This window comes from Corynebacterium pilosum DSM 20521 = CIP 103422 (assembly GCF_000373805.1).
Lineage (GTDB): Bacteria > Actinomycetota > Actinomycetes > Mycobacteriales > Mycobacteriaceae > Corynebacterium > Corynebacterium pilosum.
In genome coordinates this window covers 16444-30575 of sequence record NZ_KB892438.1, presented here as the reverse complement: position 1 = coordinate 30575, position 14132 = coordinate 16444, and the positions used below count along the sequence as shown (strand labels likewise).

12 protein-coding genes are annotated in these 14132 nt (G+C 61.7%); 9 read left to right on the top strand and 3 right to left on the bottom strand.

The features are described from left to right. The first annotated feature begins 137 nt into the window (after positions 1-137). Together mqo and B097_RS0100125 are read left to right on the top strand one after the other, a co-directional pair. The gene (mqo, locus tag B097_RS0100130) at positions 138-1637 is read left to right on the top strand and encodes a malate dehydrogenase (quinone) (RefSeq protein WP_018580500.1); all 1500 of its coding nucleotides are present in this window, start codon (positions 138-140) and stop codon (positions 1635-1637) included. A gap of 69 nt (positions 1638-1706) precedes the next feature. Beyond that, positions 1707-2432, top strand: coding sequence for a VOC family protein (locus tag B097_RS0100125; protein WP_018580499.1), 726 nt, complete (start codon positions 1707-1709; stop codon positions 2430-2432). On the opposite strand, the gene B097_RS0100120 is transcribed toward B097_RS0100125, so the two are convergent. Next, positions 2429-3616 carry a protein adenylyltransferase SelO family protein gene (locus tag B097_RS0100120; protein ID WP_018580498.1) on the bottom strand — a complete coding sequence of 396 codons (1188 nt, stop codon included), beginning with the start codon at positions 3614-3616 and terminating at the stop codon, positions 2429-2431. The genes B097_RS0100125 and B097_RS0100120 overlap by 4 nt on opposite strands. Before the next feature lie 25 nt (positions 3617-3641). Here B097_RS0100120 and cobA point away from each other — a divergent pair, with 25 nt between their 5' ends. The 5 genes from cobA (at position 3642) to B097_RS0100095 (ending at position 8444) form a co-directional block, all read left to right on the top strand. Continuing rightward, the gene (gene cobA, locus B097_RS12195) at positions 3642-4379 is read left to right on the top strand and encodes a uroporphyrinogen-III C-methyltransferase (protein WP_018580497.1); all 738 of its coding nucleotides are present in this window, start codon (positions 3642-3644) and stop codon (positions 4377-4379) included. Next, positions 4366-5343, top strand: a complete 978-nt coding sequence (locus B097_RS0100110; RefSeq protein WP_018580496.1) for a class I SAM-dependent methyltransferase — start codon at positions 4366-4368, stop codon at positions 5341-5343. Before cobA ends, B097_RS0100110 begins: the two co-directional genes overlap by 14 nt. A gap of 194 nt (positions 5344-5537) precedes the next feature. Continuing rightward, positions 5538-6572 carry a TRAP transporter substrate-binding protein gene (locus B097_RS0100105; protein WP_018580495.1) on the top strand — a complete coding sequence of 345 codons (1035 nt, stop codon included), beginning with the start codon at positions 5538-5540 and terminating at the stop codon, positions 6570-6572. Between the two features lies 1 nt (position 6573). Further along, a complete protein-coding gene (locus B097_RS0100100) occupies positions 6574-7131 on the top strand; it encodes a TRAP transporter small permease (protein WP_018580494.1) in 558 nt (185 codons plus the stop codon). After that, the gene (locus B097_RS0100095; protein WP_026254185.1) at positions 7128-8444 is read left to right on the top strand and encodes a TRAP transporter large permease; all 1317 of its coding nucleotides are present in this window, start codon (positions 7128-7130) and stop codon (positions 8442-8444) included. Before B097_RS0100100 ends, B097_RS0100095 begins: the two co-directional genes overlap by 4 nt. 1 nt (position 8445) lies before the next feature. Here the strand turns inward: B097_RS0100095 and B097_RS0100090 are convergent, their stop codons facing one another. Beyond that, positions 8446-9573, bottom strand: coding sequence for an ATP-binding protein (locus B097_RS0100090; RefSeq protein ID WP_018580492.1), 1128 nt, complete (start codon positions 9571-9573; stop codon positions 8446-8448). Between the two features lie 835 nt (positions 9574-10408). Between B097_RS0100090 and B097_RS0100085 the strand changes: the two genes are divergently transcribed. Further along, positions 10409-11623, top strand: a complete 1215-nt coding sequence (locus B097_RS0100085) for a multidrug effflux MFS transporter (RefSeq protein ID WP_018580491.1) — start codon at positions 10409-10411, stop codon at positions 11621-11623. Here the strand turns inward: B097_RS0100085 and yaaA are convergent. Continuing rightward, positions 11613-12341, bottom strand: a complete 729-nt coding sequence (yaaA, locus tag B097_RS0100080; RefSeq protein ID WP_018580490.1) for a peroxide stress protein YaaA — start codon at positions 12339-12341, stop codon at positions 11613-11615. The two genes, B097_RS0100085 and yaaA, sit on opposite strands and share 11 nt — an antisense overlap. Before the next feature lie 31 nt (positions 12342-12372). Between yaaA and B097_RS0100075 the strand changes: the two genes are divergently transcribed. Continuing rightward, positions 12373-14124, top strand: a complete 1752-nt coding sequence (locus B097_RS0100075) for a proline--tRNA ligase (protein ID WP_018580489.1) — start codon at positions 12373-12375, stop codon at positions 14122-14124. Positions 14125-14132: the final 8 nt, after the last annotated feature.

Here is a 14132-nt window from a genome sequence, read left to right as displayed (position 1 = left end):
CAGGCCATAGATGGCACCCCCGCCGTGTATCGGCGTACTATGGAAAAGAAGCCATCGCCTGCGGGTGTTCCGGCAGCTAACACGTGACGGGAACGTGAACGCAGGCGGAAGAGAGACAACAAAAGAGGTTTAAACAGGTGACGAACGAAAATACAACCGGCAATGCCCAAGATGAGGTCGACGTCCCCCTGATCGGCGCAGGCGTGATGAGCGCAACCCTCGGCGCCATGTTGCGTGAGCTGGAGCCAAGCTGGACGCAGATGATCTACGAGCGCCTGGACGGCCCCGCAGAGGAATCTTCCTCCCCTTGGAACAACGCCGGTACTGGTCACTCCGCACTGTGTGAGCTCAACTACACGCCAGAAAAGAACGGCAAGATTGACATCACCAAGGCGGTGAACATCAACGAGAAGTTCCAGGTCTCCCGCCAGTTCTGGGCACACCAGCTGGGCAATGGCATTCTGACCAACCCAAAGGAGTTCATCAACCCCGTCCCGCATGTCTCCTTCGCACAGGGCCCGGACCAGATTGACTACCTGCGTCGTCGCTACGAACTGCTGAACGATAACCACCTCTTCCCGGCGATGGAATTCACCGACGACCACTCCGAGTTCGCCGAGAAGCTGCCGCTGATGGCCAAGGAGCGCGACTTCGGCGCAGAGCCAGTGGCGATCTCCTGGACCAAGGAAGGCACCGACGTCAACTTCGGCGCGCTGACCCGCCAGTTCCTCACCGCTGCCGAAGCTGCAGGCACTGAGGTCCGCTACGGCCACGAAGTCATCGGCCTGAAGAAGGACGGCAACTCCTGGCGCGTGACCGTGAAGAACGTGCATACCGGCGACAAGAAGGTCACCAAGGCCCGCTTCGTCTTCGTCGGCGCCGGCGGCTACGCCCTGGACCTGCTGCGCAAGGCAGGCGTGCCAGAGGTCCGCGGCTACGCAGGCTTCCCCATCTCCGGTATGTGGCTGCGCTCCACCAACCCAGAGCTGATCGGGCAGCACAACGCCAAGGTCTACGGCAAGGCCAAGGTGGGCGCTCCACCAATGTCGGTGCCTCACCTGGATACCCGCGTGATCGATGGCGAGAAGGGTCTGCTGTTCGGCCCATACGGTGGCTGGACCCCGAAGTTCCTCAAGGAAGGTTCCTACCTGGACCTGTTCAAGTCCATTCGCCTGGACAATATCCCGTCCTACCTGGGCGTTGCGGCAACCAACTTCGGCCTGGTGAAGTACCTGGTCGAGGAAGTGATGAAGGACTTCGACGCGAAGATCGAAACCCTGAAGGAATATGTCCCCTCCGCTGAGGGCTCGGATTGGGAGACCATCGTTGCCGGCCAGCGCGTGCAGGTGATCAAGCCATCGGCACCACCACGTTTCGGCTCCCTGGAGTTCGGCACCGCGCTTGTGAACAACCAGGAAGGCTCCATCGCCGGTATCCTCGGTGCATCCCCTGGTGCGTCCATCGCACCGGCCGCCATGCTGGAGCTCATCGAGCGTTGCTTCGGCGAGCACATGATCGAGTGGGGCCCGAAGCTCTACGAAATGATCCCAACCTACGGGGAGCCACTGATCCGCGACCAGTCCAAGTTCCAGGAGCAGTGGGACTACACCCAGAAGATGCTCAAGCTGGACCGCTAAACATCGCTTAACGACGATCACCCCCGCCCGCGCCAACTCCAGTGCAGGTGGGGGTGTAGCGTTTCGGGTATGCAGAAAATTGTGCCCACAATCTGGTGCAAGCCCAGCGCCCACGAAGCCGCCACCTTCTACCGCGAGGTCCTGCCTGATGTGACCGGTGCCGGCGAAGAGATCGTGATCGGCGGCCTGCACATCCTGCTGGCCGATGGCGGTGAGCGGCCGCGCCCGAACCCCGCGATCAACTTCCTGCTCACTTTCAGTGACGCAGAGAAGCTTCGCCGGGTCTGGGCCGGACTGCTCGAGGGCGGCACGGCCCTGATGGACCTAGATTCCTACGCGCATTCCCCGCTCTACGGCTGGGTAGAGGACAGGTTCGGGGTGAACTGGCAGCTGATGCTGAACGAGGACGAGGACGCACCCCGCGCCGTCCCCCAGCTGATGTTTTGCGGTGCCGCGCAGAACAAAGCGGCCGAGGCGACGGACTACTACATTTCCGTCATCCCGCACAGCGCTCCTGGCTCGCGCGTGCGCTATGCCGACATGGGGCAGATGCCGGACAACGGGGCAAACATCGTCTTCTCCAATTTCACCCTGTACGGCCAGTGGTGTGCCGCCATGGACTCCGCCGTGGACCAGAACTTCACCTTCACCGAGGGCCTGTCCCTGCGGCTCTACGCCGCGGACCAAGAGGAGTGCGAGAGGCTGCGTGCGGCGCTGTCTGCGGACCCGGCCGCGGAGGAGGACGGCTGGGTGCAGGACGCCTGGGGCGTGTCCTGGCAGATCGTTGCTGGTTAGGTCCCGCAGAAGGTAGTGAAATCGAGCGGGCCCTCGGGCTGCGCCAACCACTCAGGCCCGGCCTCCGGGTTGAAGGGGTCGGTCACCGCGCCAAGGAGCAGGAAGTAGGGGCCAAACTCGCCGGCTTCCGCAGAGACTAGGGCGTTGGCCAGCATCTGATTGCGGGGGATGAACAGAGGCCCGCCGTGGTGCTCACGGTTAAAGGTGGTGATGTCGTCGGCACGCGCCAGCTCGTCGATCTGTGGCATGTGCTTGTTCTGGGCCTCCTCCCACACCGTGGGGAGCTGGTCGAACAAGTCCTGGGTGGCGTGCTCGTCCAGGTGGTCGCCGAGGGCGCGGGCCAGCACGGTGAGGTTCCACGCCATGATGTCCGGCTGGTTGCCAAAAGCGTAGCGGCCCTGAGTATCGATGGAGGAGTAGACGGCCGACAGGTCGAACTTTTCGGTGAAGGCGCAGGGGCCGTAGTCGATGGTTTCCCCGGAGATCGTTGTGTTGTCGGTGTTCATCACGCCGTGGACGAACCCGATGCGCATCCACTGGGCCACAAGATCGAACTGGCGGCGGGTGACTGTCTCTAGCAGCTCGCGGGCGCTGGCGAAACCAGCGAACTCAATCATGCGCGCCACTAGATCATCGGACTGTGTGGCGGCGAGCTCGAAGCTGCCCACGCGCAGGTGGGATTTGGCCGCCCGGACCAGGATCGCGCCGTTCTCCAGTCCGCGTTCGCGGCGGATCTGCTCGCCGGTGGTCACCGCAGCTAGTGCTCGTGTGGTGGGCACCCCGATCGCGTGCATGAACTCGCTGATCAGGTACTCGCGCAGCATCGGGCCTAGCGCGCCCTTGCCGTCGGAATAGCCGCGGGAAAAGGGGGTGCGGCCGGAACCTTTGGTTTGGATTTCCCAGCCGCCGCGGTCGCCCAGCAGTAAGGCGCGCCCGTCGCCAAGTATTCCGGAGAACTGCCCGAACTGGTGGCCCGCATAACCGGTGGCGTGACCGCCACCGGCGCCACAGAGCCAGGACACTCCTTCGTCGCTGCGCAACCACTCTGGGTCCAGCTTCAAATCGCGGGCCAGCTCGTCGTTAAGCACAACAAGCTTGGGTGCCGGCGGGGTGGCGGCCTCGGTGGCGATGGCCAGTTCGGGTAGCGCGTCGGCGAAACTATGGTGCAGGTTGGGGTAAGCCATAAGCCCCAGCCTAGACTTAAGCCTTATGAGTATAGGAGAAGTAACCCTCGTCGGCGGTGGCCCAGGCGCGTGGGATCTGCTCACGATCCGCGGGCTGCGCGCCCTTGAGGCCGCCGATGTGATCCTGACCGACCATCTCGGTCCTGCCAACCAGTTGGACGATTTCCTCGATACCGCGGGCAAGGAGATCATCGACGTGGCGAAGCTTCCCTACGGCATGCAGGTCGCGCAGGAGAAGACGAACGCCCTGCTGATCGAGCACGCGCAGGCGGGCAAAAAGGTGGTGCGCCTGAAAGGCGGGGACCCCTACGTCTTCGGCCGCGGCTTCGAGGAGTACCTAGAGTGCGTGAAGGCCGGGATCCCGTGCACGGTGGTTCCGGGGGTGACTAGCGCGGTTTCGGTTCCGGCGGCCGCGCAGACCCCGGTCACGCATCGTGGTCTGACGCACTCCTTCACGCTGGTCTCCGGCCACCTTGCGCCGGATCACCCGAAAAGCCTGATCGATTGGGAAGCACTCGCGCGCGTGGGCGGGACGATCGTGGTGATCATGGGCGTGAAGAATGCGCGCGCGATCACCCAGACCCTGGTCGGCCACGGCCTCGAAGCCACAACACCTGCGGTGGTGATCCAGGACGGCGAGACCCCGCAGCAGCGCGTCGTCCGGGCAACGGCCGGTACGCTTGCCGACGAGATGGAGGCCCATTCCATCACTAATCCCGCCGTGTACGTGATTGGAAAGGTTGCTGGTCTTGCGCACTCTTGATGCCCTCATCCTGGACAACACCCCGGCAGCCGACACGTGGATCATCGTCGACGATCCCACCGGCAGCCTCCTTGAGGCCGCGCCGGGGCGCGTGATCTCGCTGCAGTCCGATTTCTCCCAGGCCCAGGCGGCGCGCGCGGCCGGGGCGGAGGTGATCGGGGATGTGCGTTACGACGAGCACCTTTCCGGTTCCGGCAGTGCCGTGGTGGTAGGCCAGATGCCCAAATCTTTGGAACGCCTGGACTATGTGGCACGCGCAGTGGCCGCAGCGGGTTTTGACGAGGTGACCGTGGTGCTGGGCGCGAACAATAAGCATTTGTCGCGCGGCATGAATGATGTGCTGGCGCGCTCCTTTAGTGATGTGCGTGCCTCCCGCGGGCGGGGCAAATTCCGCTGCCTTGTGGCCTCGGGCCCGAAGCCGGGCACGTATGAGCCGGCGGTGCGCGGTGGCCTCGTCGGAGTGGGCGGGGTGTTCAGTGGGGCGAAGGAAGACTTCGGGGGTCAACTTTTGGCTGAGGTGATCGTCGATACGTGCGATCACTCGCGGCGCTTTTTAGACCTAGGTTGCGGCAATGGGTCGGTGGCCAAGCGCGTGCTGGAGGCGTGGCCGCAGGCGCAGGTTCTGGCGACGGATTCGGATGCCGATGCCGTGGTGTCTGCGCGAGCGACCCTTGCGGACTTTGGCGATCGCGCGGAAGTGACGTGGGATGACGCCGGTGCGCAGCTGGAACCCGGGTTTGATGTGATCGCGTTGAACCCGCCTTTCCATGAGGGCACGAGTGTTGACGCGACCCTGGTCCAGCACCTGCTGGACGGCGCTGCGCGGTTATTGGCCGATGGGGGAGAGTTGTTCGTGGTGCATAATTCGCACCTGCGATACCGCGATGAGGTGCAGCAGAGGTTCGCGCGCGTAGAGGAAGTGGCCCGCAATAAGCGCTACTCGGTGTTGAAGGCTCGGGGTTAAACCCATATTTGATACGCCTCTTTCCGCGCATAATGGGGGTAGCGCGGGGGAGGCGTTTTTCGTCGTTAAGCGTTGTGCGCTGGGCGAACACGATTGTAGTGACCTACATCATATGATGTGATTTTTGTGATTTGGTTTCCGGGTGTCAGACTCTGGTCATAACCTTTTTCGTCATATCAACATTGGAGCTGCATGTGAAACGATCACGCCTTGCAACTGCCGGGTTGACCATGGTCGCCGCGCTGACATTGTCCGCGTGCGGCGATTTGGGTGGGCTCAACCTGGAAACCGTAGGTGATCCAGAGAAAACTACCTACGTGAAGCTTGCCCTCAACCAGACAGAGTCCCACCCGTCCTACGTGGCGCTGGAGAACTTTTCCCAGCGCTTCGAGGAACGCACCGATGGGCGCTGGAAGATCACCATTTTCCCTAACGAACAGTTGGGTTCGCAGCAGGAAGTGGTGCAGTTCGTCACTTCCGGTGCGATTGAGATGGCGATCGTCTCCGGCACCCAGTTGGAAAACCTGAACAAGGACTTCCAGGTGCTGAACATGCCCACCACCTTCAGTTCGATCGACCACCAGATGAGCGTGATCCGCGACCAGGACCTCATGGAGCCGCTGTTTACCTCCCTGGAGGATCGCGACAACATCACCGTGATCGGCGGCTTCACCCAAGGAACCCGCAACGTGTACACCAAGGATGCCCCGGTGCGCACCCCGGAGGATCTGGCCGGTTTGAAGATCCGCGTCCAGGAATCAGACATGCACATCCGCATGATTCAGCTCATGGGCGCTTCGGCCACCCCGCTGTCCTACGGCGAGGTGTACACCGCGATCCAATCGGGCGTGCTCGACGGCGCGGAGAACAACGAGGTCTCCTACACCACCCAGCAGCACAATGAGGTCGCGCCCTACTTCAACCAGACGGAGCACCTCGTCGGCCTGGACTACATGATCATGCGCGCTGACCTGCGCAATGCCATGAGCCCCGAAGATCGTGCGATTTTCGACGAAGAGTGGGACAAGGCCATGACCGAGCACACCGAGCTGTGGGCCGTGGAGACCGAGAAGGCCATCGAAGAAGCCGAGTCTGAGGGCGCTGAGTTCGTCGACGTTGACGACGAAGCCTTCCAAGAATCCTTGGCACCGATCCGTGAAGAATTCCTGACTACGGATTTCCAGAACAAGCTTTACGACGACATCCGCGCCGCTGAAGGAGGCCAGTAAAATGCACGGCCTGAAAGTAGGGCTGCGTAATATTCTTGCAGCCGTGTCCATCGTGTTGTTCGCCGTGTTGGTGATCACCACGTCCTGGCAGGTGATTAGCCGCCAAATTCTCAACGCCCCATCCACGTGGTCTGAGGAGTTCGCCAAGATCTGTTTCGTGTGGCTGACCTTCCTAGGGTCCGCGTTCCTCTTCGGGGAGCGTGGCCACATCGCCGTTGACTTCCTGGCATGCAAGCTGCCAATGGGCGGCCAGCGCGCCACGCAGATCTTTGTCCAAGCGATGATCCTGATCTTCGCGGCCGTCGGCATGGTGTGGGGCGGCATCCTGGCCGCCAGCAATGCGTGGTACCAGAACCTGACGGCGCTGCCTTTTGCGATCGGCTGGGTCTACATTGTGATCCCCATTGCCGGTGTGTGCATCGCCATCTTCGCCTTGATTGATCTGATCGAGGTCGCCAACGGGAGCCTCGAGCCTTACCCAGAAATTGAGGACGCGGAAGAACTTGCCGCGGTCGAGGTCACCCCAGAGAACACGTCTGCGACAGGAGAGAAGAAATAATGTCACCCGCAGCAGTTGCAGCTCTCATTTTGCTTGTTGGCGTCGTCGTCCTGATCGCCAGCTCGGTCCCCATCGCCATCGCTATCGGCCTGCCGTCGATGCTGGCCGCGATGGCCGTCCTGGGCGTGGAAAACGGTGCCGCCGCGATTACCCAGCGCATGTTTACCGGCGCCAACTCCTTCTCGCTTCTGGCTATCCCGTTTTTCGTGCTGGCCGGCGCGTTAATGAACTCCGGCGGTATCGCTTCACGTCTGATTGATGCCGCACGGGTGATCGTCGGCAAGCTTCCTGCGTCGATGGTGCAAACCAACGTCGTGGCCAACGGCCTGTTCGGATCTGTGTCTGGTGCTGCCGTTGCGGCGGCGTCTGCTGTCGGTACCGTGATGACCCCGCAGATGCGCCGCGACGGTTATTCGCGACCATTTTCCGCGGCCGTGAACGTGGCCTCCGCCCCGGCGGGCATGCTGCTTCCACCGTCGAATACCTTCATCGTGTACTCGCTGGTCTCATCGACATCGATCGCAGCCCTGTTCATGGCGGGCGTTGGTCCCGGCATCCTCTGGTTGATCGCAGTGTTGATCGTCGGCGTGTGGCTTGCGCGCAAGGAAAACTATCGACGAGACGACGTGCACCCCACCGTTGGCCAGGCCATGCTGGTGATCTGGCGCGCGGTGCCCTCGCTGCTGATGATCTTCATCGTCGTCGGCGGTATCCTGCTCGGCTGGTTCACCCCAACCGAATCCGCCGCGATCGCTGTGCTCTACTGCCTGGCGCTCGGCTTCATCTACCGCGAACTGAGCGTCAAGGATCTGCCCAAGGTCCTGCTGAATGCCACGCGCACCACATGCATCGTGATGATGCTGGTCGCCGCATCGTCTGCGCTGTCCTGGGTGATGGCGTTCGCCGGCATCCCAGCGCTGATCTCGCAGGGGCTGTTGTCCGTGTCCACCAGCAAGGTGGTCATCCTGCTGATCATCATGCTGATCTTGCTGGTCATCGGTACCTTCATGGACCCGACACCGGCCATCTTGATCTTCGTGCCGATCTTCCTGCCGATCGTCACCGAACTCGGCGTGGATCCGGTCCACTTCGGTGCGATGGTCGTGATGAACCTGTCGCTCGGCGTGATCACTCCGCCCGTGGGCAACGTGCTGTTCGTCGGCGCCCAAGTGGCCGGCCTACGCATCGAGCCGGTGATCGCGCGCCTGTGGCCATTCCTCCTAGCGCTTATCATCGCCCTGTTCATCGTCGCGTTCGTGCCGGCGCTGTCCACGTGGCTGCCGACCACGCTGGGTCTGATGGCGCCCGCCTAATCTAGTTCACCCTTTGTGGCCGCTGCTCGCGGCGCAGGAATTCGCCCAGGTAAGGCTGGGCGAATTCTACTTCGCCCCACCCGGCGGCCACAATCAGATCGCGGTCAATCAGCTTGCTCCGCGTATCCGATAGCGCCGTCGTCGGCCGCTCCAGCGCAGTAGTCAGGTCGGTCGTCGACACGCGCGAACGCCCCGTCTGAACCTGGATATGCGCCATCGCATCCAAGTACTCGCGCTGCCGCGGAGGCACGGACCGCAGGCTGGGTTGATGCACTTGCGTCCCCAGGATCTCAATCGCCTCCTCGCTTATCGACGACACATCCGCCCGCGTGATCTCCGAATTCTTTGCCGCGTTCCACGCCAAAAAGCCAATGAGCTGCACCAAATACGGATAGCCCTGCGTGAGTTCGCCCGCATACTCTGCGGCGCCGGAGGTGAAAGGTTTGCCAGCTTCTGCCGCGGTCTCCGCCAGCGTTGTGGTGGCATCGTCGACGGTTAAAGGGCCAAGCTCATAGTGCCGGGCGCGGCGCAGAAAAGTCGCGCCGGGCAAGTTGAGAAGCCGGTTGATGCCCTGGGTGAGCCCCGCCATGGCTAGTGAAACTTCGGAATCGTCACGGATGAGGTCCTGGTAGGCGACAGCGATTTCGGCGAGATCGTCAGGGTTAGCGTCCTGGATTTCGTCGATGGTGATCAGCACGCCGGTGCCCTTGAGCAGGTTGAGTAGCTCATGCAGGCGGGTGACCAAGCGGGGGACCACGGGTTGATTGTCGTTAAGTTCGCTGCATACCGAGCCGAGTCCCGCAACCGAGACCCCAGTCACATGGCGTTTGGCGCTGGGGTCGATGGATTCCATGAGCTCTGGGATCGTGGAATTGGTGAGCGTTTCGGCCATGCCTTGGCGGCCTGATGCGCGGACGACCACCCAGCCTTGCTTGCGCGCGAGATCTTCAAGTTCGGTAAGCAGGACCGTTTTGCCGATGCCGCGCGAGCCCGAAATGATCAGTGAACGGTTGGGGTGGCCGGGGCCGGCGTCGATAGCTGTGGAAAATTCGTCGAGGACCGTGGCGCGGCCTGCCCAGACTTTAGGGCTTGCGCCGAACGTGGGGCGGAATGGATTGCGAGGCGGCATGGTGATCAGTGTAGCGCGGGGCACAGAACGTGATTGATAAATTGATAAATGGGGCGGGGTGATTCTGCAGCTGCAGAATAAGGGCGAGAGTTTCGTTGTCAGAGGCCGGGTGTCGAAGATCGTTGGTCTGCAGAATGGCGACAAGTTTTGAGGTAGAAAAAGACCGTTTGTAGTGCCACGCTGACCCAAGTCGATCTAAGTGGTCTGGAGCTGCAGAAAATTTGGTTCGCAAGTATCCGCTGTTCCTTGTCGGTATTCTGACGAATATTCGGCAGAATGCGGCTGGGCTTCGTGGTCGGGGAGGGATGCGTTTTAGCCATTGGGTTTTTGATGGTCGTCAGTCTACAAATTCTGCAGCTGCAGAAAAATCACGGGCGGAGCAACTGTTTCAGGGTCGCTGTCTGCTGGTCCGCTTTGAAGGAGGTCATTCTGCAGCTGCAGAACGTGAGTGATGTCTGCAGCGGGCGATGTCCACGGGTATGTCCGGCCCTTCAGTTAGTTGACGTAGAAATTCTGCGGCTGCAGAATACGAACTTTTCTGTAGTCGAGCGAAACCTGTTTCTTTGGGGGGCACTGCTCAAATCGGCCTCTACATTCTGCAGAAAATTCTCAAGGCGAGTGTTTCATTTTGGCGCCTGGTTTTGGCGCTTGTTGGTCTGAAAATTCTGCAGCTGCAGAATATCGGCGGGGCCTGGGGCTAACCAAGTAGAGGATGAAGGCCTTTCCAGTTTAGTTGACGCGGGAATTCTGCAGCGGCAGAATCCCTTAACCCCAAAACACGACTATTGACAATCGTTTGCACTATGCCCCCGGGGGCACTAGTCTAAGGTTCGTGATGACGCGTACACAAAAGCAGGGTGGTGCAATCCCGCCATTGCTGTTGACGGTGCTGGCACTGGTGTCGGCAATTGAACCGTTGACGATCAACATGTATCTCTCCGGCATGCCGCAGCTGTCGCGGGACTTAGGCGTGGATCAGACCGCAGGCCAGCTCACACTGACCGCATTTATGGTGGGTATTGCGGTGGGGCAGATCGTCGTCGGCCCAATCTCTGACTCAGTTGGCCGCCGCCGGCTCTTCGTCGGCGGAACGCTGGCTCTCATGTTCGCATCAGTGCTGGCGGCAATCGCACCCAATATCTGGGTGCTGTACGTGGCTCGCGTCGCCCAAGGCCTGGCAGGTGGCACAGCAGTAGTGCTGGCTCGTGCGGTCGCAGGCGACCTTGCCCGCGGTAAAGAACTCGCTCGCGTCTTCGCCTTGTTAATGATGCTCGGCTCCGTTGCGCCCGTCGTTGGCCCGATCCTCGGTGGCCTGATCGTGGACTTCGTGGGCTGGCGTGGCGTGTTCTGGGTGCTGGCGGCACTCAATCTAGTGATCTGGCTCGGCGTGTGGCGCTTCGTTCCGGAATCCCTGCCAGTAGAGAAGCGGCGCCCCTTCACTCTGAAATCGGGGCGCGATGCCTTCGCTCAGCTCACGAAAGATCGCGAGTTCGTGGGCTTTTCGCTGGGCTTCATGTTCTCCTTCGTCACCATGTTCGCCTACGTCTCCGCGTCGCCTTATGTGCTGCAGGAACACTACGGTTTCTCGCCGATCCAATACGCGATCATCTTCGCCGTGAACACCACAGGCTTGGCGATCCTCACTATCATCAACCGCCGCATTGTCGGACGCACCGGCCCTCTAATCTTAGCGCGCATTTTCAACGTGGTGCAGCTTGTCGCCACCATCTATCTCGGAGCGGTGACCGTCCTGGAACTGAATCGCTGGTTCATTCTGGTTGGCCTGTTTGTCGTCGTGGCGTCTAATGGCATCAACCTGAGCAACAACTCGGCGCTGGCCATCGACCGCGCCGAGGGCGTGACCGGCACCGCCTCCGCGATCATGGGCGCGGGCCAGTTCCTCTTTGCGGGAATCGTCAGCCCGGTGGTGGGCATCGTCGCAGGTTTCGGCATGTCTCAACCGATCGCGATGGCCATCGTCATGTTCCTCGCCTGCGTGGTGGCCACCATCGGAGTGCAGTTGATCGGGGCCCGCGCTGCTAAGGCTTAACGACGAGGGTCAGCTCGCTGCCCGTCACCTCAACCTGCATGCCGGCGGTCTCGGCGATTTCGGCCACGCCCTCCACCGAATCCGCGTTCTGTGGCGACCCCGCCAGCACCCGGGCCAGCTCGCCCTTATAGAACTTGTTGAAGTGGCTGACCACCTTGCGCGAGCCGTCGTCCTGCACAGACTCGACACGAACCGTCATCGCGCCGGGCACTTTTCCTAGCTGCTGGTAGGCGCCCGATCGCATATCGACGATAAACCCGCCCGTGTCCTGCAGTGCCTTAGTGATGTGGGATCCCCACCGCGCCTTCATTGTTGGCGTGCTTCCATCGGTGCGGCGGGGCAGTTTCGATCCTGCGGAGAGGCGGTACTTGGGGATCATATCGTCGGCACGCACCACGCCAAACAGGGCGGAACCGATAGCTAAGCGTTTGAGGGCTTCGTCGGAAAGCGAATCGGCCTGGAGCGCGTCGTAAAGCACGCCGGTGTAGCGGTAGATGGCGGGCATGACCGGGGCAGTGGTAAGGGTGAGGTTGGCTTCGGCTTCGGGGCGTTGCCGATCGCTGAGTTTGAGAGCGGTGAGTTGCTCGTCGATAGGCAACGCGGCGAGGTCCGCCATGATGTCCTCGCGCACCGGATCAAGCTGTGGGAATGACAGCGACATCGGGTCATGTTCGCCGCCGGAGGCCTTCGTTTCGGAAGGGGGCAACACAATAAGCATGGGTCCAAGCCTAACGGGTACGATAATCCCCATGATTACCCGCATGTCTGAGCTTTTCCTGCGCACTCTGCGCGAAGACCCTGCCGACGCCGAAGTCCCCAGCCACAAGCTGCTGGTGCGCGCCGGCTACATCCGTCGCGCCGCGCCTGGCATTTATAGCTGGCTGCCGCTGGGCCTGCGCACCCTGCGCAAGATCGAGGGTGTGGTGCGCCGCGAGATGGACGCCATCGGCGCCCAGGAAATGCTGTTCCCAGCTCTGCTGCCGCGTGAACCCTATGAGGCGACCGGGCGCTGGGACGAATACGGCCCTGAGCTGTTCCGCCTGAAGGACCGCCGTGGCAATGACATGCTGCTGGGCCCCACCCATGAGGAAATGTTCACCTCCACGGTGAAAGACCTGTACACCTCCTACAAGGACTTCCCGGTCACGCTGTACCAGATCCAGACGAAGTACCGCGATGAGGCCCGCCCCCGCGCCGGCATTCTGCGCGGACGTGAGTTTGTGATGAAGGATTCCTACTCCTTCGACATGTCCGACGAGGGCTTGGACGAGTCCTACGCGAAACACCGCGAGGCTTATCGACGAATCTTCGACTCCTTGGGCGTGCGCTATGAGATCTGCCAGGCGACTTCTGGGGCCATGGGTGGCTCCGCGTCGGAGGAGTTCCTAGCGTACTCGGAGAACGGCGAGGACACTTTCGTGATCTCCACTGCTGGCGACTACGCGGCCAACGTGGAAGCGGTGACCACTGTGGCCCCGCAGCCGCGTTCTGTTGAGGGCCTTCCTGAGGCTGTGGTGTACGAGACCCCGGACTCTGAAACGATCGAGACCCTGGTGAACTGGGCCAACAGCGCCGGTGTGCAGGTGGAGGGCCGCGAGGCCGTCGCCGCAGACACCCTGAAGTGCATGGTGATCAAGATCGACGCGGGCGAAGGCCCAGAACTTGCCGGCGTGCTCATCCCCGGCGACCGCGAACTTGATGAGGACCGCCTCGACGCAGCACTGGAGCCTGCAACCTGGGAATTCGTCTCCGATGAAGAATTCGCGAAGTCGGACTTCCTAGTCAAGGGCTATGTGGGCCCGCGTGGCCTGCAAGCCAACGGCGTCAAGATCTTCGCAGACCCCCGCATCGTTGACGGCACCGCATGGATCACCGGCGCGGACCAGAAGCAGCGTCACGTGGTCGGCCTCGTCGCTGGCCGTGACTTCCAAGTCGACGAGACCATCGAAGCCGCCGAAATCCACGAAGGCGACCCGGCGCCAGTAGGCGAGGGCACCCTGGAGCTGGCACGCGGCATTGAGCTGGGCCACATTTTCCAGCTGGGTCGCAAGTACACCGAGGCCATGGACGTGCAGATCCTCGACGAAAATGGCCGCCAAGCAGTACCGACCATGGGTTCCTACGGCATCGGCATCTCGCGCATGATGGCCGTGCTGGTGGAGCAGATGCACGACGACAAGGGCCTGGTCTGGCCAGCCGAGGTTGCCCCGTACCAGGTGCACGTGGCCGTGGCCAACAAGGACAAGGAAGCACTTGAGGCCGGCGACAAGCTGGTGGCTGAACTCGACGCGGCGGGCATCGAGGTGCTTTTCGACGATCGCCCCAAGGTTTCCCCAGGCGTGAAGTTCAAGGATGCCGAGCTTTTGGGCATGCCATACGCCGTCATCCTGGGCCGTGCGTTCAAGGACGGCAACGTCGAACTGCGCATCCGCGGTGGCGAAACCACCGAGGTTCCATACAAGGAGGTCGTCGCCAAGGTGCTTGGCTATGTTCGCGGCTAAGGTACTGC